This window comes from Stenotrophomonas sp. TWI169, assembly GCF_039674705.1.
GTDB lineage: Bacteria > Pseudomonadota > Gammaproteobacteria > Xanthomonadales > Xanthomonadaceae > Stenotrophomonas > Stenotrophomonas maltophilia_P.
In genome coordinates this window covers 138711-160353 of sequence record NZ_JBDJOB010000009.1, presented here as the reverse complement: position 1 = coordinate 160353, position 21643 = coordinate 138711, and the positions used below count along the sequence as shown (strand labels likewise).

At 67.3% G+C, this 21643-nt stretch carries 16 protein-coding genes and 1 riboswitch; of the genes, 8 read left to right on the top strand and 8 right to left on the bottom strand.

Annotated elements, in window-relative coordinates; all coding sequences use genetic code 11:
* Window positions 1-338: 338 nt before the first annotated feature.
* Window positions 339-3071 (top strand): preprotein translocase subunit SecA, encoded by a 2733-nt coding sequence (gene secA / locus ABE543_RS09575; RefSeq protein ID WP_053516445.1) that lies wholly within the window; start codon window positions 339-341, stop codon window positions 3069-3071.
* Between the two features lie 102 nt (window positions 3072-3173).
* Complete coding sequence (locus ABE543_RS09570) at window positions 3174-4127, top strand: Nudix family hydrolase (protein WP_346475614.1); 954 nt, start codon at window positions 3174-3176, stop codon at window positions 4125-4127.
* Window positions 4128-4197: 70 nt separating this feature from the next.
* Here ABE543_RS09570 and ABE543_RS09565 read toward each other — a convergent pair whose 3' ends face one another.
* Both ABE543_RS09565 and metF read right to left on the bottom strand, forming a co-directional pair.
* Window positions 4198-4776, bottom strand: a complete 579-nt coding sequence (locus ABE543_RS09565; protein ID WP_111186308.1) for a DUF4124 domain-containing protein — start codon at window positions 4774-4776, stop codon at window positions 4198-4200.
* 40 nt (window positions 4777-4816) lie between these two features.
* Window positions 4817-5644 (bottom strand): methylenetetrahydrofolate reductase [NAD(P)H], encoded by an 828-nt coding sequence (metF, locus tag ABE543_RS09560; protein WP_346475613.1) that lies wholly within the window; start codon window positions 5642-5644, stop codon window positions 4817-4819.
* A 138-nt stretch (window positions 5645-5782) separates the two neighbouring features.
* Here metF and ABE543_RS09555 point away from each other — a divergent pair, with 138 nt between their 5' ends.
* The gene (locus ABE543_RS09555) at window positions 5783-6340 is read left to right on the top strand and encodes a DUF3228 family protein (protein WP_197572340.1); all 558 of its coding nucleotides are present in this window, start codon (window positions 5783-5785) and stop codon (window positions 6338-6340) included.
* 26 nt (window positions 6341-6366) lie between these two features.
* On the opposite strand, the gene ABE543_RS09550 is transcribed toward ABE543_RS09555, so the two are convergent.
* The 3 genes from ABE543_RS09550 to ahcY all read right to left on the bottom strand — a co-directional run bounded on the left by ABE543_RS09550 (window position 6367) and on the right by ahcY (window position 9057).
* Entirely contained in the window at window positions 6367-6852 is a 486-nt protein-coding gene (locus ABE543_RS09550; RefSeq protein ID WP_065175807.1) for a hypothetical protein, read from the bottom strand.
* Window positions 6852-7325 (bottom strand): Cys-tRNA(Pro) deacylase, encoded by a 474-nt coding sequence (ybaK, locus tag ABE543_RS09545; protein ID WP_053516440.1) that lies wholly within the window; start codon window positions 7323-7325, stop codon window positions 6852-6854. The genes ABE543_RS09550 and ybaK overlap by 1 nt, the downstream gene beginning before the upstream one ends.
* Before the next feature lie 286 nt (window positions 7326-7611).
* Window positions 7612-9057, bottom strand: coding sequence for an adenosylhomocysteinase (ahcY, locus tag ABE543_RS09540; RefSeq protein ID WP_065182797.1), 1446 nt, complete (start codon window positions 9055-9057; stop codon window positions 7612-7614).
* Between the two features lie 36 nt (window positions 9058-9093).
* A riboswitch (S-adenosyl-L-homocysteine riboswitch) is annotated at window positions 9094-9177 on the bottom strand.
* A 118-nt stretch (window positions 9178-9295) separates the two neighbouring features.
* Between ahcY and ABE543_RS09535 the strand changes: the two genes are divergently transcribed.
* Together ABE543_RS09535 and ppc are read left to right on the top strand one after the other, a co-directional pair.
* A complete protein-coding gene (locus ABE543_RS09535) occupies window positions 9296-11812 on the top strand; it encodes a prolyl oligopeptidase family serine peptidase (RefSeq protein WP_111186307.1) in 2517 nt (838 codons plus the stop codon).
* Between the two features lie 169 nt (window positions 11813-11981).
* On the top strand, window positions 11982-14693 hold the full coding sequence (gene ppc, locus ABE543_RS09530) for a phosphoenolpyruvate carboxylase (RefSeq protein ID WP_346475617.1): 2712 nt from the start codon (window positions 11982-11984) through the stop codon (window positions 14691-14693).
* Between the two features lie 67 nt (window positions 14694-14760).
* Here the strand turns inward: ppc and ABE543_RS09525 are convergent, their stop codons facing one another.
* Entirely contained in the window at window positions 14761-15267 is a 507-nt protein-coding gene (locus tag ABE543_RS09525) for an acyl-CoA thioesterase (RefSeq protein ID WP_053516435.1), read from the bottom strand.
* A gap of 139 nt (window positions 15268-15406) precedes the next feature.
* Window positions 15407-16618, bottom strand: a complete 1212-nt coding sequence (metK, locus tag ABE543_RS09520; RefSeq protein ID WP_053516433.1) for a methionine adenosyltransferase — start codon at window positions 16616-16618, stop codon at window positions 15407-15409.
* Window positions 16619-16955: 337 nt separating this feature from the next.
* Between metK and ABE543_RS09515 the strand changes: the two genes are divergently transcribed.
* The 3 genes from ABE543_RS09515 (at window position 16956) to ABE543_RS09505 (ending at window position 20606) form a co-directional block, all read left to right on the top strand.
* A complete protein-coding gene (locus tag ABE543_RS09515) occupies window positions 16956-18665 on the top strand; it encodes a lysophospholipid acyltransferase family protein (RefSeq protein WP_340045051.1) in 1710 nt (569 codons plus the stop codon).
* Window positions 18662-19465: a UDP-2,3-diacylglucosamine diphosphatase gene (locus ABE543_RS09510; protein ID WP_346475612.1), complete on the top strand. Its 804-nt coding sequence runs from the start codon at window positions 18662-18664 to the stop codon at window positions 19463-19465. The genes ABE543_RS09515 and ABE543_RS09510 overlap by 4 nt, the downstream gene beginning before the upstream one ends.
* A gap of 64 nt (window positions 19466-19529) precedes the next feature.
* A complete protein-coding gene (locus tag ABE543_RS09505) occupies window positions 19530-20606 on the top strand; it encodes a metal-dependent hydrolase (RefSeq protein WP_053516430.1) in 1077 nt (358 codons plus the stop codon).
* Between the two features lie 27 nt (window positions 20607-20633).
* On the opposite strand, the gene ABE543_RS09500 is transcribed toward ABE543_RS09505, so the two are convergent.
* Window positions 20634-21638 (bottom strand): glycosyltransferase, encoded by a 1005-nt coding sequence (locus ABE543_RS09500; protein ID WP_346475611.1) that lies wholly within the window; start codon window positions 21636-21638, stop codon window positions 20634-20636.
* Between the last annotated feature and the right edge of the window lie 5 nt (window positions 21639-21643).

Here is a 21643-nt window from a genome sequence, read left to right as displayed (position 1 = left end):
CCCGGGGGCCCCCCCCGCCCCTGCGCCCCGGCCCCGCCGCCAACCCCCGGGGCGCCCGTCTCCCCGGCGGGGGTTCCCCCCCGCGCGCAGCGCCCCCCGCCACCCTCCTTGGGGTCAGATCCTTTCGCCACGGCGAAAGGGATCTGACCCCTTTGCTCAACCCCGGTTTGCCGGATCCGGGCCGATCACGCCGCACGGGACGCTTGAAACCCCTCCCGGCCGTCCCAAGCTACAATGGGTGTTGCCATCGACAGGGCGCCAAGCGCCCTGTTTCGTTTGCGGCGGACGGATTCCCCAGGGAAGGCCGGGCGTCGTGTCCATCCAACCCGGTTCCTTCAATGATCAACAGCCTGCTTACCCGCGTATTTGGCAGTCGTAACGAACGACAGCTGCGCCAGCTCAACCGCATCGTCGCCAAGATCAATGCGCTGGAGCCGGAGATCGAGAAGCTTTCCGACGAGCAGCTGCAGGCCAAGACGCCGGAGTTCAAGCAGCGCATCGCCGGCGGTGAGGCCCTGGACAAGGTCCTGCCGGAAGCATTCGCGGTCTGCCGCGAAGCCGGTCGCCGCGTGCTCGGCATGCGCCACTACGACGTGCAGCTGATCGGCGGCATGGTCCTGCACCTGGGCAAGATCGCCGAAATGCGTACCGGTGAAGGCAAGACCCTGGTGGCCACGCTGCCGGTGTACCTCAACGCGCTGGAAGGCAAGGGCGTGCACGTGGTCACCGTGAACGACTACCTGGCCCGCCGCGATGCCGCGCAGATGGGCAAGCTGTACAACTGGCTGGGCCTGAGCGTGGGCGTGGTGTATCCGGGCATGCCGCACAGCGACAAGCGCGAAGCCTATTCCGCCGACATCACCTACGGCACCAACAACGAATTCGGTTTCGACTACCTGCGCGACAACATGGCGCTGTCCAAGGCCGATCGCTATCAGCGCGGCCTGCACTACGCCATCGTCGACGAAGTCGACTCCATCCTGATCGACGAAGCACGCACCCCGCTGATCATCTCCGGCCCGGCCGACGATTCCCCGGAGCTGTACATCCGCGTCAACCGCATCGTGCCGAACCTGGTCAAGCAGGAAGTGGAAGACGGCGAGGGCGACTTCTGGGTCGACGAGAAGGGTAAGCAGGTGCACCTGTCCGAAGCGGGCATGGAGCACGCCGAACAGCTGCTGGTCGAGGCCGGCATCCTCAACGGCGACACCGAAGGCCTGTACGCGGCGCAGAACCTGACCGTGGTCCACCACCTCAACGCCGCCCTGCGCGCGCACGCCATCTACCAGCGTGACGTGGACTACATCGTGCGCGATGGTGAAGTGGTGATCGTGGACGAGTTCACCGGCCGTACCCTGGCCGGTCGCCGCTGGTCCGACGGCCTGCACCAGGCGGTGGAGGCGAAGGAAGGCGTGCCGGTGCAGCGTGAGAACCAGACGCTGGCCAGCATTACCTTCCAGAACCTGTTCCGCATGTACAAGAAGCTGTCCGGCATGACCGGTACGGCCGATACCGAAGCATTCGAGTTCCAGAGCATCTACGGCCTGGAAGTGGTGGTGATCCCGACCAACCGCCCGACCATCCGCAAGGACAGCCCGGACCAGGTGTTCCTCAACCGCAAGGGCAAGTTCAACGCGGTGCTGGCCGACATCGAGGAATGCGCCAAGCGCGGCCAGCCGGTGCTGGTCGGTACCACCTCGATCGAAACCTCGGAAATGCTGTCCGAGCACCTGCGCAAGGCGGGCGTGAAGCACGAAGTGCTCAACGCCAAGCAGCATGACCGCGAAGCGACCATCGTCGCCAATGCCGGTCGTCCCGGCGCGGTGACCATCGCCACCAACATGGCCGGTCGTGGTACCGACATCGTGCTCGGTGGTTCGCTGGAAGCCGAGCTGCATGCGCTGGGCGAAGATGCCACCGATGAACAGAAGGCGGCGATCAAGGCCGACTGGCAGCAGCGCCACGAAGCAGTGAAGGCGGCAGGCGGCCTGCACATCGTCGGCACCGAGCGCCATGAATCGCGTCGTATCGACAATCAGCTGCGTGGCCGTTCGGGCCGCCAGGGCGACCCGGGTTCGTCCCGCTTCTACCTGTCGCTGGAAGACAACCTGATGCGCATCTTCGCCTCCGACTGGGTGCAGAAGGCCATGCGCATGATGGGCATGAAGGAAGACGACGTCATCGAAGACCGCCTGGTCAGCCGCCAGATCGAGAAGGCGCAGCGCAAGGTCGAGGCCCACAACTTCGACATCCGCAAGAACCTGCTGGACTTCGACGACGTCAACAACGACCAGCGCAAGGTCATCTACGCCCAGCGCGATGAACTGCTGGACGCCGAATCGGTGAAGGAGAACGTCGATGGCATCCGCGACGACGTCGTCTTCGACATCGTTGCGCGCTTCGTGCCGCCGAACTCGGTGGACGAGCAGTGGGACCTGCGTGGCCTGGAAGCGACCCTGGAGTCGGAGTTCGGCCTGCAGATGTCGCTGACCGACCTGGTCAAGTCGCACGAGGAACTGGACGCCGAAACCATCGCCGCCAAGGTGCAGGAGCGCGTCAACCAGCACTTCGCCGAGAAGGAAGCCAGCGTCGGCGACGAGACCATGCGCGCGCTGGAAAAGCATGTGATGCTGACCGTGCTGGACCAGAGCTGGAAGGAGCACCTGGCACGCATGGACTACCTGCGCCAGGGCATCTACCTGCGGGGTTACGCGCAGAAGCAGCCGAAGCAGGAGTACAAGAAGGAAGCCTTCGAGCTGTTCTCGGACATGCTGGAGAACGTCAAGCGCGAAGTGGTGACCCTGCTCGCCCGCGTGCGCATCCGCAGCGACGAGGAAGTGCAGGCACTGGAAGCGGCCGAGCGCCAGCAGGTCGAGGCACGCCTGCGCCAGTCGCAGTTCCAGCACCAGGACGCCGGCGGCTACAGCGCCGACGAGGAAGCGGCGCAGGTGCAGGCCGCGCAGCAGGGCGTGGCCCAGGTGCAGCGCGAAGAAGCCAAGATCGGCCGCAACGATCCGTGCCCGTGCGGCAGTGGCAAGAAGTACAAGCACTGCCACGGCCAGCTGAGCTGACCGGCCAGAGAGCCCCGCGAAAGCGGGGCTCTCCCGTTCTGGGGCAGGAAAGTACGCGATCCGCGATTGCGCCGGTCCCCCTGTTGTAGGCATGCTCCCTGCATGCCTTCCCCCACCCGATCGATCCATGTCGTGGCGGCCGTCATCACCGACGCCCGTGGCCGCGTGCTGCTCAACCGTCGTACCGAGAACCGCGACATGGCCGGCCTGTGGGAGTTCCCCGGCGGCAAGCGCGAAGCGGGCGAAACCTCCGCGCAGGCCCTGGTGCGTGAACTGCGCGAGGAACTGGGCATCGAAGCCGAGGTCGGCGACTGGATCATGGACGTGCCACAGCGGTACCCGGACAAGCACCTGACGCTGGAGGTGCGGCACGTCCGCAGTTGGAAGGGCACGCCGCGCGGTCGCGAAGGCCAGGCCATCACCTGGGTCGCGCAGGACAAGCTCGGACGCTACTCGATGCCGCCGGCCGACCTGCCGGTGGTGGCGGCACTGCGCGAGCCCGACTGCTACCTGGTCACCCCTGCACCGGGTGAGGACGATGCCGGTCAACGGCAGTGGCAGGAACGGCTGCAGCGCGCGGTCAGTGGCGGCCAGCAGCGCATCCAGCTGCGCCTGCCGCTGCAGCATCCTCGCCGTCAGGCCCTGATCGAGCAGGCGCTGCGTGCGCACCGGCGCGGGGTGCAGTGGCTGCTGAACCGCGATATCGAACTGGCGCGCTCGCTGGGTGTCGGCGTGCATCTGGGCAGCGAACAGCTGTTGTCCCTGCAGGCGCGACCGTTGCCGGATGGGCAGCTGGTGGGAGCCTCCTGCCACGACCTTGCGCAGCTGCAGGCCGCACAACGGCTGGGATGCGACTTCGCCGTGCTTGGGCCGGTGCAGGCGACCGCCAGCCATCCCGAGGCAACGCCGCTGGGCTGGGATGCGTTTGCCGCCCTGCGTGCGCAGGTATCGCTGCCCATCTACGCGCTGGGTGGGATGGCACGCGGCCAGGTCGCTGAGGCGCGCCGCCATGGTGGGCAGGGCATCGCCGCCATCCGCAGCCTGTGGCCGGAGTAGAGCACGCTCGCGGGGCCAGATCCCCGCGCAGCCGGGCTCTGACCCCATTGCCGGGATCGGACCCCACCGGTCACAAGGTGATCCAGAAACAGCCGTACTGACGTCGCAGTCCCAGCACCGTCGCGGCGCGGGTGGCGCTGCCAGGCAGCGTCTGCTCAAGCCGCAGGCCTACGGGATGGCGCGACGTGGAGGGCTCGGTCGCGGATCCGGCCAGTGCAGGATCCTCGTCCTGGAGAAGGGCCTGTGCCTGCTGCGGATAGACCGGCACGACGTCCACCAGTGGCCGCCGCGCCAGCGACTCCAGCTGGCCGAGGATGCGCTGCGCGCCCGCGTCGGACACCGCCCCCCAGAGATAGAGTGAGGACAAGCGGTTCACGTCGTTGCCGGTGATGCCGGTGCGCAGGGCCTGTACCAGCTCGCTCAGGCGGCGCGGGCAGCGCGCCCCCAGCGAGTCCTGCGGCAGGTGGTTGCCGGCAGGAGCGGGAGGTGGCAGCCGTGATCGCGCGCCGATGCTGTCGCAGGGCCGGTCGGTGTAGACGCTCTGGCCTTGTGCATCGGTGCAGCGGTTCAGGCGCGAGGCCTGGCCGTGGGCAACGCCGGGCGCAGCGGACAGCAGCAGCGGCAGCAGCAGGAGTGAAATGGATCTCATCGACGCAGGGTAGCGCCGAATGCACGCGTGCAGCGTGCTTTCAGCCCTGCAGCAGTTTCAACACGGCCGTTGTCGGCTTGGCCAGGTTCAGTGTGTAGAAGTGCAGGCTCGGCGCGCCGCCTTCGATCAGGCGCTGGCACAGCTTGGCCACCACTTCGGCGCCGAATGCACGCACCGATGCCGCGTCATCGCCGTAGGCCTGCATCTTGCGGCCGATCCAGCGCGGGATCTCGGCACCGCATTGCTCGGAGAAGCGGCGCAGCTGGCTGAAGTTGGCGATCGGCATGATGCCGGGCGTGATCGGCACGTCCACGCCAAGCCGGCGCACTTCATCCACGAAGTGGAAGTAGGCGTCGGGGTTGAAGAAGTACTGGGTGATCGCCGCGTCGGCGCCGGCATCGATCTTGGCCTTGAAGTGCTTCAGGTCGGCCAGGGCATCGGAGGCCTGCGGATGTGTTTCGGGGTAGGCACCGACCTCGATGCGGAAGGCATTGCCATGTTCGGCACGGATGAAGGCGATCAGTTCGGCGGCGTAGCGCAGGTCGCCAGGAAAGCCCATGCCCGAGGGCAGGTCACCGCGCAGTGCGACCAGCCGGCGGCAGCCGATCGCGCGGTACAGCTTGAGCAGCTCGCGGATTTCCTGGCGGGTGCCGCCGACACAGGAGAGATGAGGCGCCGCCTCGAAGCCGTGGTGCTGGTTGAGATGGCGCACGGTCTCGGAGGTGTAGCTCAGGGTCGAGCCACCGGCGCCGAACGTACAGGACACGTACTCGGGCGCGTAGTCCTTCAGCTTCGCCGCGGCACGGTCGAGCTGGCTGCGCTGTTCGTCGGTCTTGGGCGGATAGAACTCGAAGCTGATGGCGGTCATGGCACGGGCGATGGCGGCGGGTGCGAACCAGCATATCGCTTCATCAAGATGGATGTGCAATGAATGTGTGAAGCGCCTGCCGCGAAGGGGGAAGGGCGGGTACCCTGTGCCACTGAATTCCTGATCACGCCGCACACCATGTCCATCGTCCTTACCGATTTCGCCCGTCCCCGCCTGTTCCCGCGCGTGCCGCGCGGCAACACCATCCAGGACTGCACTGCCGAGCAGTTCGAGGCGTATCTCAACGCACACGCACCGCTGAAGGTGCTCGACGGCTACGCGCCGTTCTGCAAGCTGTTCGTCTACGAGAACTGGACCAGCACGCGCTGCCTGACCGTGCCGGTCACCGACGCCAACCGCCACCTGCTGCGCAGCGGCTACGAAGCGCGCAACCGCGATGAGCTGCCGGTGCTGGTGCGTTGGTTCGAAGGCGTCGAATCGCCGCGTGCGAACTACCTGGTGGTGATCCTGTACAGCGCCGAGCAGCTGGCCAAAGAGGGCTCACCGATCGATGCGGACTGGGGCATCGTCGGCTGCATCTACACTGCCGAACCGGAGGAGGTGCCGATGGCGCCGATCACGATGATGCGCAATGCGCTCGGTGTGGAGGAGGGCGGTTCCGGCGTGCCGCTGGACCGCGAGGCCTACCAGCGCGCCGTGCAGTTCTGGGAGAACAACGCCAACTGGCGGCCGTAGGCCCGGTCAGGTGCGTCCGGCCGCGCTCAGCCGGAAAGCCATTCCCACCACGGGTAATGGTATTCGCGGTCGATTGCCTGCCAGTGCTGGCCGCAGTGTGCACAGGCGACCGTGTGGCAATCGCCCCACCCATCCTCGGCCTCCTGCAACGAGAGCAGCTGCATGTGGCCCTGTTCGATCAGGCGCCGGGGATCGAAGAACGGGTAGGTGGGGTGGAGCGCGCACAGGCAACCCTCGCGCGCCTGCCAGTAGCGCAATCGCCGCAGCGCCGCCTTCAGGTGCGCCTGGTTGCTGACCAGCATGCCGCCGAGTTCGATGGGCTGGCAGCGTCGCTCGATCAGGTCGGCGTGCGATGCCAGGGCCTCCAGCGAGGAGGGGGTGAACAACCGTGCAACCGTACGCGCGGCGTCGGTGATGCGGCTGGCGTCGCGCGACAGCAGATCCTGCAGCAGCACGTCGGCCTGTGCATCGTCGAGCCGGGGTATCGGCGCTGAGGACCACGGCCAGCGCATCAGCGGGCCTTGCCGATGGCGGCGTAATGGCCGGCCGTAAGGCGCAGCAGGTCGGCCGGCGCCAGTTCCACTTCCAGTCCACGACGCCCGGCGCTGACATGCAGGCTGGGCAATACCTGCGCACTGGCATCCAGGAACGTGCGCAGGCGCTTCTTCTGCCCGAGCGGGCTGATGCCACCGACCACGTAGCCGGTGGCGCGCTGGGCAGCATCGGCAGCGGCCATCTCACACTTCCGGCAGCCGGCTGCTTCCGCCAACGCCTTCAGGTCCAACTGGCCGGCCACCGGCACGATCGCCACCAGCAGCTCGTGGGTTTCGGTGCTGGCCAGCAGGGTCTTGAATACCTGTGCCGGATCGAGGCCCAGCTTGTCGACGGCCTCGCCACCATACGACTCGGCGTGGGCATCGTGCACGTAGCTGCGTACGGTGTGGGCGATCTTCTCGCGCTTGAGCAGGGTGATGGCCGGAGTCATGGGCGCATCGTAGCGTGGGGCGACGCGGCTGCCTTGACCGAGGCTGTTGCCATGATCTGGTAGCGCCGGACCATGCCCGGTGGCGTGGAGATCGTATTGCCTGCGTGTCGATGAGCAGGCGCCTTGTACCCGCCGGGCATGGCCCGGCGCTACCGGGATGCTCGTGGGCTGGCGCTAGCGGCGTGCCTGACGCAGAACGGGCGCCCGAAGGCGCCCGTTCTTTCTGTTTCCGTTGCTGGGGCCGGGGCCCTTTCCTGCGGAAAGGGAACCGACCCCGGGCGCGGCATCAGTAGCGGTAGTGGTCCGGCTTGAACGGGCCTTCCACCGGCACGCCGATGTAGTCGGCCTGTTCCTGGGTCAGGGTGGTCAGCTTCACGCCGATCTTCTCCAGGTGCAGGCGTGCCACTTCCTCGTCCAGCTTCTTCGGCAGCAGGTAGACCTTCTTCTCGTAGCTGTCCTTGTTCGCCCACAGGTCGATCTGTGCCAGGGTCTGGTTGGCGAAGCTGTTGGACATCACGAAGCTCGGGTGGCCGGTGGCACAGCCTAGGTTCACCAGGCGGCCCTCGGCCAGCAGGAAGATCGCATTGCCGTTCGGGAAGACGTACTTGTCGACCTGCGGCTTGATGTTGACGTGCTTGATGCCCGGGTAGGACACCAGCGCATCGACCTGGATCTCGTTGTCGAAGTGGCCGATGTTGCAGACGATCGCCTGGTCCTTCATCGCGCTCAGGTGCTCGATGCGGATGATGTCCTTGTTGCCGGTGGTGGTGACGTACAGGTCGGCACGGCCCAGGGTCGATTCGATGGTGTTGACTTCATAGCCTTCCATCGCTGCCTGCAGGGCGCAGATCGGATCGATTTCGGTCACGACCACGCGTGCGCCGTAGGCACGCAGCGAGGCGGCGCAGCCCTTGCCGACGTCACCGTAACCGCAGACCACGGCCAGCTTGCCGGCCAGCATCACGTCCATGGCACGCTTCAGGCCATCGGCCAGCGACTCGCGGCAGCCGTACAGGTTGTCGAACTTGCTCTTGGTGACCGAATCGTTGACGTTGATCGCCGGAATCAGCAGGGTGCCGGCCTGGGCCAGCTGGTACAGGCGGTGCACGCCGGTGGTGGTCTCTTCGGAGACGCCCTTCCAGTCCTTGACCACGCGGCCCCAGTAACCCGGGCGCTCCTTGGCCACGCGCTTGAGCAGGTTCTTGATGACCTGTTCCTCGTGCGAGGAGGAGGCGGTGTTGACCCAGTCACTGCCGTTTTCCAGCTCGTAGCCCTTGTGGATCAGCAGGGTGACGTCGCCACCGTCATCGACCACCAGCTCCGGACCGGTCAGGGTGCCGTCGGCCAGGGTGAAGGTCAGCGCGTCCAGGGTGCAGTCCCAGTACTCTTCCAGGGTCTCGCCCTTCCAGGCGAACACCGGGGTGCCGGTGGCGGCGATGGCCGCAGCCGCATGGTCCTGGGTCGAGAAGATGTTGCACGAGGCCCAGCGCACGTCGGCGCCGATGTCCTTCAGCGTTTCGATCAGCACCGCGGTCTGGATGGTCATGTGCAGCGAGCCGGTCACGCGCACGCCCTTCAGCGGCAGCTCGGCCTGGTACTTGCGGCGGATCGACATCAGGCCCGGCATTTCATGCTCGGCGATGTCCAGTTCCTTGCGGCCCCAGTCGGCCAGGGTGATGTCGCGGATCTTGTAATCGCCTTCGGTGGAGAAGGTCTTGGCAACAGCGTTCATGCAGTAGCTCCGGTTGTGGGCGAGCGGGTGCTCGCATCTAGCCGGGCGCCGTTGTTACAGAGCCACCTCACCGAGCCTGGCCGGCCTCATGGGGGTCCGGTCGCAGCGCCCCTCGGGAGGGGAGAACGGCCATTATATCGCGCGCCCGGTGTTTCATCGGCGTGACCCAACCATCGGCAGATGGGCGCCTGTGCACGGACTGTTAAGGTCGGGTTTTAACGCACCCTCAGGTGGAACGATGAGCATGCATGTACGCCGCAACCGGCGCTTGACCGGCCTGGTCCTGTCCATGGCCCTGTTGGCGGTGGCCCCGCTGGCCTGGGCGGCAGCGCCGCAGCCTGCGGCGGCCCAGGCCCAGGGGGCAAACGGCTACGAGCTGCCCTCGGCCGAGCTGCAGGCGGTGGTCGACGCCCCGCGTGCGCCCTCGCTGTACCTGTCGCCGCGCCGCGATGTGGCCGCGCTGATGCAGATGCCGTCGCTGCCGTCGATCCAGGTGGTGGCCCAGCCGGAACTGAAGCTGGCGGGCCTGCGCATCAACCCGCGCACGTTCTCCGACAGCCGTTTCAGCTTCGGGGAGAAGCTGTGGCTGATGAGCGTGGCCGACGGCAGGGAGCGGCAGATCAGCGGCCTGCCGGGCACGCTGTCGATTGCCAGCCTGGCATGGTCGCCGGACCAGAAGTGGCTGGCCTTCAACCAGGTCGACGCCGCCAGCGGCGCCAACGAACTATGGCTGGTGGATGTGGCCGCCGGCAGCGCCCGTCGCCTGGTCGCCGGCCTGAACACGGTGATCGGCAGCGGCTACCAGTGGCTGCCGGACAGCCGTGGTCTGGTGGTGTTCACCCGCCCGGCCAACCTCGGCGCCGCCCCGGCCGCCGACGGCATTCCCACCGGCCCCGCCGTGCAGCAGACCAGCCAGGGCGGCGGCGTGGTGTCGATCCGTACCTATCAGGACCTGCTGAAGAACGAGGCCGACGCGCGCCAGTTCGACTACTACGCCACCACCCAGCCGATGGAAGTCAGCTTGGATGGCCGCACCCGCGCGATCGGCGCGGCGGGCATCTTCATGGGCTTCTCGGTATCGCCGGATGGCCGCTTCGTGCTGCGCCAGCCGGTGCAGCGGCCTTACTCCTATGTGGTGCCGGTCAGCAGCTTCCCGCGCCGCATTGAAGTGATCGACCGTGCCAGCGGCCAACTGGTGCACACCGTGGCCGTGCGCCCGCTGGTGGAAGGCCTGCCGACCGGCAACGACGCCGAAGTGACCGGCGTACGCGACATCATCTGGCGCGGCGATGCCGATGCCACGCTGGTCTGGGCCGAGGCCCAGGACGGTGGTGATCCGAACCGCGACGCCAAGGTGCGCGACGCGGTGCTGATGCAGGCCGCCCCGTTCGACAGGCCGCCGGTGACGCTGGCCCAGCTCGGCAGCCGTCTGGCCGGCATCAGCTGGGGCCGTGGCGACCTGGCCCTGCTCACCGAGTCGTGGTGGAAGACCCGCAGGACCAAGACCTGGTTGATTGCCCCGGACAACGCCGGTGCCGAGCCCCGCCTGCTGTGGGATCGTGATGCGCAGGACCGCTATTCCGATCCGGGCCGGCCCCAGCTGTCCAGCGACGATCGCGGCCGCTCGCTGCTGCAGACCAGCCCGGATGGTGGCAGCCTGTATCTGGTCGGTGCCGGTGCTTCGCCGGAAGGTGACCGTCCGTTCGTGGACCGCTTCGACATCGCCAGCGGAAAGGCCACCCGCCTGTTCCACTCGCAGGCGCCGAACTATTCGGTGCCGGTGGCATTGCTGGACAACCAGGGCAGCTCGCTGCTGCTGAGCCGTGAAAGCCCGGACGAGCCGACCAACTTCCATGTGCAGTCGCTCACCGATGCCGGCGCGGCACCGCGTGCGCTGACCCACTTCCCGCATCCGCTGCCGCAGCTCAAGGGCGTGCAGAAGGAGCAGATCCGCTACAAGCGTGCCGACGGCGTGGACCTCACGGCCACGTTGCTGCTGCCGCCGGGCTACGATCCCACGCGCGACGGCCCGCGCCCGCTGCTGATGTGGGCCTACCCGGGCGAGTTCAAGAGCGCCGCGGCCGCCAGCCAGGTCACCGATTCGCCGTACCGTTTCAACGCGATCAGCTACTGGGGGCCGCAGGCCTTCCTGGCCAAGGGCTATGTGGTGCTGGCAAGTCCTTCGATGCCGATCATCGGCGAGGGCGACAAGGAACCCAACGACACCTATATCGAACAGCTGGTGGCCAATGCCCAGGCTGCGGTGGACGAAGTGGTGCGCCGCGGCGTGACCGACCGCGACCACATCGCCATCGGCGGCCATTCCTACGGTGCGTTCATGACCGCGAACCTGCTTGCGCATACGCGCCTGTTCAAGGCCGGCATCGCCCGCAGTGGCGCCTACAACCGTACGCTGACGCCGTTCGGCTTCCAGGCCGAAGAGCGCAACTACTGGCAGGCGCAGGACGTGTATCAGAAGATGGCGCCGTTCAACTATGCGGACCGGATCAAGGATCCGATCCTGTTCATCCACGGCGTGGATGACAACAATTCCGGCACCTTCCCGATGCAGAGCGAGCGTATGTTCGCTGCGGTGAAGGGCCTTGGAGGGACGGCGCGCCTGGTGATGCTGCCGAACGAATCGCATGCCTATCGTGCACGCGAATCGATCATGACCATGCTGGCCGAGAGCGAGCGCTGGCTGGAGCAGACCATCGGCCCGGCAGCCTCCGGCAAGGCGAAGAAGAAGCGCTGACACGTGCATGCCGGCGGCCCCTGTGAGGGGGCCGCCCCGGCCCGGCTGCAATCCACACCGGCAGCGCTGGCGTTGCATGCAGATGAAACCATTTCTGCATCGCAGCACAGCCCACGATCTGGGATAGGCTTGGATCCTGGATCCGTTGACCGAGGCCTGTGCGTCGCCGATGAACGAGTACCGCAGCAGCATCGAGTTCGCTTCTCCCGATCTTCCGCTCCGCGATGACGTGCGCCGGCTCGGCGCGCTGGTCGGCGACCTGCTGGTCGAGCAGGTTTCGGCAACCTTCCTCGACGATGTCGAGGATGTGCGCACGCGGGCCATCGCCCGCCGCGAAAACCAGGCGCCGCTGTCGGAGCTGGCCGATGGCCTGGCCGGTCGTACGCCGCAGCAGGCCGAGACGATGGTGCGGGCATTCAGCACCTACTTCCAGGTGGTCAACATTGCCGAGCGTGTGCACCGCATCCGCCGCCGCCGCGACTACCAGCGCGCCGGTACTGCCGCGCCGCAGCCGGATGGCCTGCAGGATGCGCTGCAGCACCTGAAGGCGCAGGGCGTGACGCTGGATGAGTTGGCGCAGTGGCTGCCGCGCATCGATATCGAACCGGTGTTCACTGCGCATCCGACCGAAGCCGTGCGCCGCGCACTGCTGGAGAAGGAGCAGCTGATGGTGGCCAGCCTGGTCGACAACCTCGACGGCCAGCGCACGCCGGGCGAGGCGGCAGCGGATGCTGCACGCTTCCGCATGGCGCTGACCGCTTCCTGGCAGACCACCGACTCCTCGCCGGTGCGGCCGACGGTCGATGACGAGCGCGAGCATGTCGGCTTCTATCTGGTGCAGGTGCTGTACCGGGTGATACCCGTGCTGTACGAATCCCTGCAGCAGGCGCTGCGTGATACCTATGGCGAAGAACTGGCGCTGCCGCGCCTGCTGCGTTTCGGCACATGGGTGGGCGGCGACATGGACGGCAACCCGAACGTGGACGCCCGCACCATCCGCAGCACGCTCGATGCCCAGCGACAGGCAGTGCTGGGGCGCTACCAGAAGGAACTGCTGCAGCTGGCCAGCCTGCTCAGCCAGTCCACCGAGCGGGTGGGCGTGAGCGATGCGCTGCAGGCGCGCGTGTCGCACTACCAGCAGCTGTTGCCGCAGGTGCAGTCGCGCCCGCGGCACGCCGACATGCCGTACCGGCTGCTCAACGACCGCATGCGTGCGCGCCTGCAGGCCACCCTGGACGATGCAGAGGGAGCCTATGCAGGCCCGGACGAGCTGATCGACGATCTGCAGCTGATCCTCGACAGCCTTCGTGCCAACCGTGGCGAGCATGCCGGCGGATTCGCCGTGCAGCGACTGTTGTGGCGGGTGAAGACGTTCGGCTTCCATCTGGCGCGGCTGGACGTGCGGCAGGAGTCGAGCGTGCATGCGCGCGCGCTGGCGGCAGTGCTGGGCGGTGAAGCGGCCTGGGAAGGAATGGATACATTGGCGCGCGCCGGCCTGCTCGGCCCACACGCCAGCGGCGAGCAGCCGCTGCCGGTGGGCGACGACGAAGGCAACCAGCGATTGGATGCGGTGTTCGCGGCGCTGGCCGACGCGCGCGCGCGGCATGGCAGCGAGGCGCTGGGCAGCTACATCATCTCGATGGCACATGATCGCAGCGATGTGCTGGCCGTGCTGGCGCTGGCGCGCCGTGGCGGATTGGCTGACGAGGACGGCGCGGTGCCGCTGGACATCGCACCGCTGTTCGAGACGGTGGACGATCTCAAGCGCGGTACTGCGACGCTGCGTGACCTGCTGGCCGATCCGGTCTATCGCGCTCATCTGCGGGCACGCGGTGATGTGCAGATGGTGATGCTGGGTTATTCCGACAGCAGCAAGGACGGCGGCATCGCCGCTTCGCGCTGGGGCCTGCAGCGTGCGCAGGTGGAACTGCTGGACGTGGCGGCCGAGGCCGGCATCCGCCTGACCTTCTTCCACGGCCGTGGTGGTTCGATCAGCCGGGGCGGTGGCAAGACCACGCACGCGGTGGACGCGTCGCCACGTGGCAGCATCGATGGTCGCCTGCGCGTGACCGAGCAGGGCGAGGTGATCCACCGCAAGTACGGCATCCGCGCGCTGGCGCTGCGATCGCTCGAGCAGGCCACCGGTGCGGTGCTGCGGGCCAGTCTGCGTCCGCGTGCCGCGGAACCTCGCGAGGAGGGCTGGCGACCGGTGATGGACGGGGTCGCCGCCGCCAGCAGCGAGGTCTATCGCGCCTTCGTCGGCCAGGCCGGTTTCATGGATTACTTCCGTACGGCGACGCCGATCGATGTGATCGAGCGGATGACGCTGGGTTCACGGCCGTCGCGTCGTCTCGGCCAGGATGCGGCACTGGGCAATCTGCGTGCGATCCCGTGGGTATTCGCCTGGAGCCAGGCCCGCGCGGTGATTCCCGGCTGGTATGGCGTGGGCAGCGGCCTGCAGGCGGCGGTGGATGCCGGCCATGAACCTGTCCTGCGCGACATGGCGCGCGACTGGCCGTTCTTCCGCACCTTCCTGGACGACATCGCAATGGTGCTGTCCAAGGGCGATATCACCATCGCCGAACAGTTCTCGCGTCTCTCCGGTGACCTGCACGGGCGCTTTTTCCCGCAGATCCAGCACGAACTGGCGCTGACCCGCCGCTGGCTGCTGGCACTGATGGACCAGCAGACCTTGCTGGAGCACGATGCGCGGCTGGCGCTGTCGATCCGCCTGCGCAATCCCTACGTTGATCCGATCAGCGTGCTGCAGGTGGACCTGCTGCAGCGCTGGCGCGCAAGCGGGCGGGAGGACGAAGAACTGCTGCGCGCGCTGGTGGCCTGCGTGAATGGTGTTTCGCAGGGCGTGCAGAACACCGGGTGATCCGCATCCGCCGGGCATGGCCCGGCGCTACCCGCTTCGGTGGGTGCGGAGCTTGCCCCGCACGCTCTCACTCTTCAGGCGAAGGCGGATTGGACGCCAGCAGTTCCAGGTGCCGTTGCTCCATTTCCTGCCGCAGCTGGCGCCGGATCAGCGCGGCGGCCTGCCGGCGCTTTTCGTCCGAACTGGCGGGCTGCAGCGGGGGGACAGGCGTTGGCCGCCCCTCTTCGTCCACCGCCACCATGGTGAAGAAACAACTGTTGGCGTGGCGCACGCTGCGCTTGAGGATGTCCTCGGCCACCACCTTGATGCCGATCTCCATCGACGAGGTGCCGGTGTAGTTCACCGAGGCCAGGAACGTCACCAGTTCGCCCACCGCGATCGGCTGCCGGAACATCACCTGGTCCACCGACAGGGTGACCACGTAGCTGCCGGCGTAGCGGCTGGCGCAGGCATAGGCAACCTGGTCGAGCAGGCGCAGGATGGCGCCGCCGTGGACCTTGCCGGAGAAGTTGGCCATCTCCGGCGACATCAGCACGGTCATGGACAGCTGGTGGGTTTTGAGTTCGGTCGACATGCACCGATTGTATCGGCGTGGCGCAGCTCGTGTAGAGCCGGGCCGTGCTCGGCTGCTCTCGGCGCAGGCAAAAGAAAGCCGAGCATGGGCTCGGCTCTACAGAAAGCAGAAGGGCCGCTTGCGCGGCCCTTCATGTTTCTTACTTCAGCTTCGCATCGGCGCGCAGGGCGGCGGCACGATCGGTCTTCTCCCAGGAGAAGGCCGTGGCGTTGACCGTCTCGCCGGCACCGTTGAGGTAGCTGAACTCCTTCGGCTTGCGGCCGAAGTGGCCATAGGCCGCAGTCTGCTGGTACATCGGGTGGATCAGGTCCAGCATCTTGATGATGCCGTACGGGCGCAGGTCGAAGTGCTTGCGGATCAGCTTCTCGATCTTGTCGTCGCTGATTTTGCCCGTGCCGAAGGTGGTGACCGAGATCGAGGTCGGCTCGGCCACGCCGATGGCGTAGGAAACCTGCACTTCGCAGCGGTCGGCCAGGCCGGCGGCGACCACGTTCTTGGCGACGTAGCGGGCAGCGTAGGCGGCCGAGCGGTCAACCTTGGACGGATCCTTGCCGGAGAACGCGCCGCCACCGTGACGGGCCCAGCCGCCGTAGGTGTCGACGATGATCTTGCGGCCGGTCAGGCCGCAGTCGCCCACCGGGCCGCCGATCTCGAACTTGCCGGTCGGGTTGATGTGGAACTTGGTGCCCTTGTGCAGCCACTTGGCCGGCAGCACCGGCTTGATGATCTCTTCGCGGACGGCCTCGATCAGGTCCTTCTGCTTGATGCCCGGGGCGTGCTGGGTGGACAGCACCACCGCGTCGATGGCGGCCACTTCGCCGTTCTCGTAGCGCAGGGTGACCTGGCTCTTGGCGTCCGGGCGCAGCCACGACAGCGGGGAGTTCTTCTTCTTGCGGATCTTGGCCTGCTGCTCGACCAGGCGGTGCGACAGGTGGATCGCGGCCGGCATGTAGCTGTCGGTCTCGTTGGTGGCGTAGCCGAACATCAGGCCCTGGTCGCCCGCGCCCATTTCTTCCGGCTTCTTGCGGTCCACGCCCTGGGCGATGTGCGGCGACTGCTTGCCGATCAGGTTCAGCACGCCGCAGGTGGCGCCGTCGAAGCCGACGTCGGAGCTGTCATAGCCGATGTCCAGGATGACCTTGCGGGTCAGCGCTTCGAGGTCGATCCAGGCGCTGGTGGTGATCTCACCGGCAACAATGGCCACACCGGTCTTGACCATGGTCTCGCAGGCCACGCGGGCGCGCTGGTCCTGGGTCAGGATCGCGTCCAGCACCGCGTCGGAGATCTGGTCGGCAATCTTGTCCGGATGGCCTTCGGAGACCGATTCGGAGGTGAACAGGTAGCTGGACATCAGGCTTAATATCCCTTGATTCGGATGGAAAGATGGGCGCGCATCATACACGGGGTGCGCCGCCTGTGCATTGTGAACCCGTACGGGTTGCCGGTGGTTAAGGTGACGTGCCCTCTGGCACAAGGCCTGGCGGGCGTCTGCAGGACACGGTGCGCAGGCAGTGTTCCACTGGCGTGACCATTGCCGCAAGGCCGTGTTGCGGGGGGGGAAGGGGCGGTTCCGGCGTTGCCGGAGCGGGACCGGCCGTCATCGTTCTGCCCCGAAACCGCCATCTGCCTGCCGCGTGCCAGGCGCAGGCTGTCGGCCAATCCGGCCGCCGGGTATCAGTGAGCACGCCATGCAGGAACTCGAACAGCGTCTGCAGCAACGCTTTCCGGAGTGGTTCCATGGCCGCCGCGGCCAGCTCGCGCGACCACTGCTGCGCAGTGTCGGTCGCTGGTCGCGGCTGGACCGGGTGGAGGACTTCCTGCGGCGCAACGCGGACGTGCGCGGATTCGGCTTCGTGGCCGCCGGACTGGAGTTCCTGGACGGCCAGTACCAGGTGGATCCGGCAGCCCTGGCCCGCATTCCGGTCACGGGCCGTCTGCTGATCGTGGCCAATCATCCTTCCGGTGCACTCGACGCGCTGGCGCTGCTGGACGCGGTCGGCCGCATCCGCCGCGATGTGCGGATCGTGGCCAACGATCTGCTGGGCGCCATCGGCCCGCTGCAGGACCTGCTGCTGCCGGTCCGCATCCTCGGCGGCAAGGTCCAGCGCGGCAGCCTGCAGGCGGTGGAGCAGGCGCTGGCCGCCGAGCAGTGCGTGATCGTGTTTCCGGCCGGCGAGGTATCCCGGCTGTCGTTGCGTGGCATCCGTGATGGTCGCTGGCAGCGCGGGTTCGTCAGGTTCGCCCGGGCCGCCGGCGCCCCGGTGTTGCCGGTTAGGGTGGAGGCACGCAATTCGGCCCTGTTCTACGGCGCCTCGACCCTGTTCAAGCCAGCCGGCACCGCGCTGCTGGCGCGTGAGATGTTCGCGCGGCGTGGTCGGCCGCTGCGGTTGCGCATCGGTGAACCGATGCAGCTGGGACAGGGCGACCCGGGCGAGCAGCTGCTGGCGGTACGGCGCGCGGTGTATGCGCTGGGGCGCGACCTGCGCCCCGGCGAGACTGCCAGCGCCGGCCCCGAACCACTGGCCGCACCGGTGCCGCCGTCGCAGGTGGCGGCCGCCATCGCTGGCGCTGTCCGGCTCGGACAGACCGCCGACGGCAAGCAGATCCTGCTGGCCAGTTGCAGCGCCGACTCGCCGCTGCTGCTGGAACTGGGACGCCTGCGCGAGCTGACGTTCCGCCAGGTGGGCGAGGGTACCGGCCACAGCCGCGACCTGGACGCCTTCGATCCGCAGTACGAGCACATCGTGATCTGGGACGCTGCCGCGCAGCGCATCGCGGGCGCGTACCGCATCATGCGGGGCGCGCACGCGCTGGCCCGGCGCGGGCTGGCAGGGCTCTACAGCGCGTCGCTGTTCCGCTATTCCGACGATGCCATCACCCATATCGCCGAGGGGCTGGAGCTGGGCCGCAGCTTCGTGGTGCCCGATTACTGGGGCAGCCGCAGCCTGGACTACCTGTGGCAGGGAATCGGCGCCTACCTGCAGTGCCGGCCCGGCATCCGCTACCTGTTCGGTGCGGTATCGATCAGTGCGGCGCTGCCGCGCGATGCGCGCGAGCAACTGGTGGCCTACTACCAGCGCTACTACGGCGGCATCGCCGGCCTGGCCGAGTCGAACCGGCCCTTCCAGTACTTCGCGGCACCGCCCAGTTTCGGTGAACTGGATGCGGGCGCAGCCTTCGATGTCCTGAAGGCCAACCTGGCCGCACTCGGGACCGGCGTGCCGACCCTGTACCGCCAGTACACCGACCTGTGCGAGCCCGGTGGCGCGCGCTTCCTTGCGTTCGGTGTCGACCCGGCGTTCAGCGACTCGATCGACGGTCTGATCGAGGTGGACCTGTGCGCGATCCGACCACACAAGCGCAAGCGCTACCTGCGTGATGCCGGAGCGCAGGCATGAGCGCGCTGGCGACGTTGTCGCCACGCCGTCGCGCCGTGTTCGTCTCCGACGTGCATCTGGGCTCGCGCCATTGCCATGCGGCCGAACTGGCCGTGTTTCTCACCCAGCTGCGCTGTGAACGGTTGTACCTGGTCGGCGACATCATCGACCTGTGGTGGATGGCGCATCATCGCGCCAACTGGCGGCAGTCGCACAGCGACGTCATCCAGGCGCTGCATGCACTGCGTCGCAACGGTACCGAGATCATCTACATCCCCGGCAATCACGATGCCTCGCTGCGCCATGTCTGCGGGTTGATGCTGCCGGCGATGCAGGTGCGCCGTCGTGCGATTCATGTGACCGCCGATGGGCGACGGTTGCTGGTCGCCCATGGCGACGACTACGACGGTGTCACCCATTTCGGCGGCCTGCAGGAAAAGTTCGGCGACTGGCTGTACTACCGCATCCTGACCGGCAACCAGGCGCTCAACGCGGTACGCCGCCGGCTGGGCATGCGCTACTGGTCGCTGTCGGAATTCCTCAAGAAGCGCAGTGGTGCGGCCGAGCGCTACATCGAGCGCTTCGTGCAGGCCGGGCTGGACGACGTGCGCCGGCGCGGCCTGGACGGCATCATCTGCGGGCACATCCACCGTGCGGCGCTGGTCGAGCGCGACGGCCTGGTCTATGCCAACGACGGCGACTGGGTGGAGAGCCTGACCGCGCTGGCCGAAGATCATGACGGCGCGCTGCGCCTGCTCGATCACCATGGGCGGACGCTGGTGGAGCTGCCCGGCGCAGCCCGGCGCGCGGCGGCTGCCTGAGCCCAGCGACACCGGCCACCGTCCGGGCTCTGCTGTCGCCCGGCAAAGCCGTTAGCATCGGGCCATGGATTCCTTGACCCAGATCGTTCTCGGCGGCGCCGTAGCCGCTGCCATCGCCCCGCCCGGACATCGCCGCGCGGCCCTGCTGGCCGGTGCCGCACTTGGCACCCTGCCGGATCTGGATGCCTTGTGGCTGGGCTTCACTGCCGAGGATCCCGTAGCGGTGATGGTCGACCACCGCAGCTTCAGCCATTCGCTGCTGGTGTTGCCCTGGGTGGCGGCGTTGATCTGGTGGCTGTTCAAGCGCTACGGCCGGGGGCGGGTGGCGCAGTCGCCGCTGCGCTGGTTCTGGGCCATCCAGCTGGCGCTGGTCACCCATCCACTGCTGGATGCGTTCACCGTCTACGGGACCCAGCTGTGGTGGCCACTGCGGCCACACCCGACCATGGGATCGAGTGTTTTCATCATCGACCCGGCGTACACGGTATGGCTGCTGCTGGGCTGCGTGGTGGCGTGGTTCGGGCGCGCGCGGCCGTGGGCCGGCAAGGTGCTCGGGCTCGCCCTGGTGCTCAGTACCGGCTACCTGGGATGGGGCCTGCTGGCCAAGGCTCAGGTCGACCGTGCCGCCCAGCAGAGCCTTGCGGCCATGGGGCTGGGCGATGCACCACGATTCTCGGTGCCGATGCCGTTCAACACCCTGCTGTGGCGGGTGGTGGCGATGACCCCGAACGGTTACGTGGTCGGCGATCGCTCGCTGGTGGCCGACCGCGGCCCGATGCAGTTCGAAGGCCACCCGTCCAATGTGCAGGCCCTGCGTGAAGCGCAGTCGATTCCGGCGGTTCAACGCCTGCAGTGGTTCAACCGTGGCTTCATGCGTGCGCAGATAGTGGACGGAATGCTGGTGCTGAGTGATCTGCGCATGGGCCTGGAGCCGGATTACACCTTCAACTTCGCGGTAGCACGGCAGGTCGATGGGCGCTGGCAGGCGATCGTGCCCGAGCAGCGGCGCACGGATTACAGCAGCCCAGCGGCGCGCGCCGATGTCGGCGTCAGGCTGGCCGCGATGTGGCAGCGGATCTGGCATGCGCCGGCAGCGACGGGCGCCACCGGCGGGAGTGCCCCGGTGCACGCGGGCGATTGATCGGCAGGCGGGGATGCTGTGCCGGCGTCAGGCCGGCGGTGCTGTGCGGTTGAGCTGGATCGAGCGATGCAGGACCTGGCGCGGCGCATTGGCGATGTCGAAGCCGACGAATGCCAGCAGGAACTGCAGACCTGAAATCAGCGAAACCATGACGATCATGAGCGTACCGACCGGCGTCGCAACCTCCGCCGATGCCGATGCGATCCAGTGGTACGCGCCGAACACGCCACCGAAGGCAAGCAGTCCCAGCCCGGCGATCAGCTCCAGCGAGGCGATGGTCAGGTCGCGCAGGAAATAGTTGTAGCCGACACGCTTGAGCGTGTTGCGCACGTGCTTGAAGGCGAACTCGCCCAGTACCCGGCTGATGCGCAGGTTGCTGGTCTCGTCGGCATAGCGCGCGTCCATCGCCACGTCCTGCACCACGGCACGCACCGTGTTGAGGCGGAACAGCATGTCGGTCTCGAAGAAGTAACGGTCGCTGATCGCATCAAGGGGCAGGTGGCTGGCAACGCGGGCGTGGATGGCGGTGTAGCCGTTGGTCGGGTCGAACACCTGCCAGTAGCCGGAAGACGCCTTGCTCATGAACGACAGCGCGAGGTTGCCGATCCGCCGCAACAGCGGCATGCGACGGATGTGGCTGAGGTTCCAGAAGCGGTTGCCCTTGGTGTAGTCGGCGTTGCCCTCGGCGATGGGAGCGACGAAGTCCATCAGCAGTGCGGGATCCATCTGGCCGTCGCCATCAACCTTCACCAGGATGTCCATGCCCTCGGCGATGGCCGCGCGGTAGCCGGTCTTGATTGCACCACCGACGCCGCGGTTCTGCGCATGGAACAGCACCCTGACCCGGGGATCGCGCGTGCTGTCCTGGACCATCCGGCCGCTGCCATCCGGGCAGGCATCATCAACGCAGTAGATGGCGGTGACCGCATCGTCGATCGCTGCGAGCACGCCGAGCACGTGGCGGGTCACCCGGTAGCAGGGAATGATGACGGCGATCTTCGGTGGCGTGGCCGGGCGCGCGTAGGCGTTCATCTGCA

Bases quoted from the DNA above. Each gene is read 5' to 3' on its own strand.
- ybaK (WP_053516440.1), bottom strand. From the start codon at position 7,325: ATGACTCCGGCCATCACCCTGCTCAAGCGCGAGAAGATCGCCCACACC.
- ABE543_RS09565 (WP_111186308.1), bottom strand. From the start codon at position 4,776: ATGAGATCCATTTCACTCCTGCTGCTGCCGCTGCTGCTGTCCGCTGCG.
- ABE543_RS09535 (WP_111186307.1), top strand. From the start codon at position 9,296: ATGAGCATGCATGTACGCCGCAACCGGCGCTTGACCGGCCTGGTCCTG.
- metF (WP_346475613.1), bottom strand. From the start codon at position 5,644: ATGACCGCCATCAGCTTCGAGTTCTATCCGCCCAAGACCGACGAACAG.
- ABE543_RS09525 (WP_053516435.1), bottom strand. From the start codon at position 15,267: ATGTCGACCGAACTCAAAACCCACCAGCTGTCCATGACCGTGCTGATG.
- ABE543_RS09515 (WP_340045051.1), top strand. From the start codon at position 16,956: ATGCAGGAACTCGAACAGCGTCTGCAGCAACGCTTTCCGGAGTGGTTC.
- ABE543_RS09505 (WP_053516430.1), top strand. From the start codon at position 19,530: ATGGATTCCTTGACCCAGATCGTTCTCGGCGGCGCCGTAGCCGCTGCC.
- ABE543_RS09550 (WP_065175807.1), bottom strand. From the start codon at position 6,852: ATGCGCTGGCCGTGGTCCTCAGCGCCGATACCCCGGCTCGACGATGCA.
- secA (WP_053516445.1), top strand. From the start codon at position 339: ATGATCAACAGCCTGCTTACCCGCGTATTTGGCAGTCGTAACGAACGA.
- ABE543_RS09500 (WP_346475611.1), bottom strand. From the start codon at position 21,638: ATGAACGCCTACGCGCGCCCGGCCACGCCACCGAAGATCGCCGTCATC.
- ABE543_RS09555 (WP_197572340.1), top strand. From the start codon at position 5,783: ATGTCCATCGTCCTTACCGATTTCGCCCGTCCCCGCCTGTTCCCGCGC.
- ABE543_RS09570 (WP_346475614.1), top strand. From the start codon at position 3,174: ATGCCTTCCCCCACCCGATCGATCCATGTCGTGGCGGCCGTCATCACC.
- ppc (WP_346475617.1), top strand. From the start codon at position 11,982: ATGAACGAGTACCGCAGCAGCATCGAGTTCGCTTCTCCCGATCTTCCG.
- metK (WP_053516433.1), bottom strand. From the start codon at position 16,618: ATGTCCAGCTACCTGTTCACCTCCGAATCGGTCTCCGAAGGCCATCCG.
- ABE543_RS09510 (WP_346475612.1), top strand. From the start codon at position 18,662: ATGAGCGCGCTGGCGACGTTGTCGCCACGCCGTCGCGCCGTGTTCGTC.
- ahcY (WP_065182797.1), bottom strand. From the start codon at position 9,057: ATGAACGCTGTTGCCAAGACCTTCTCCACCGAAGGCGATTACAAGATC.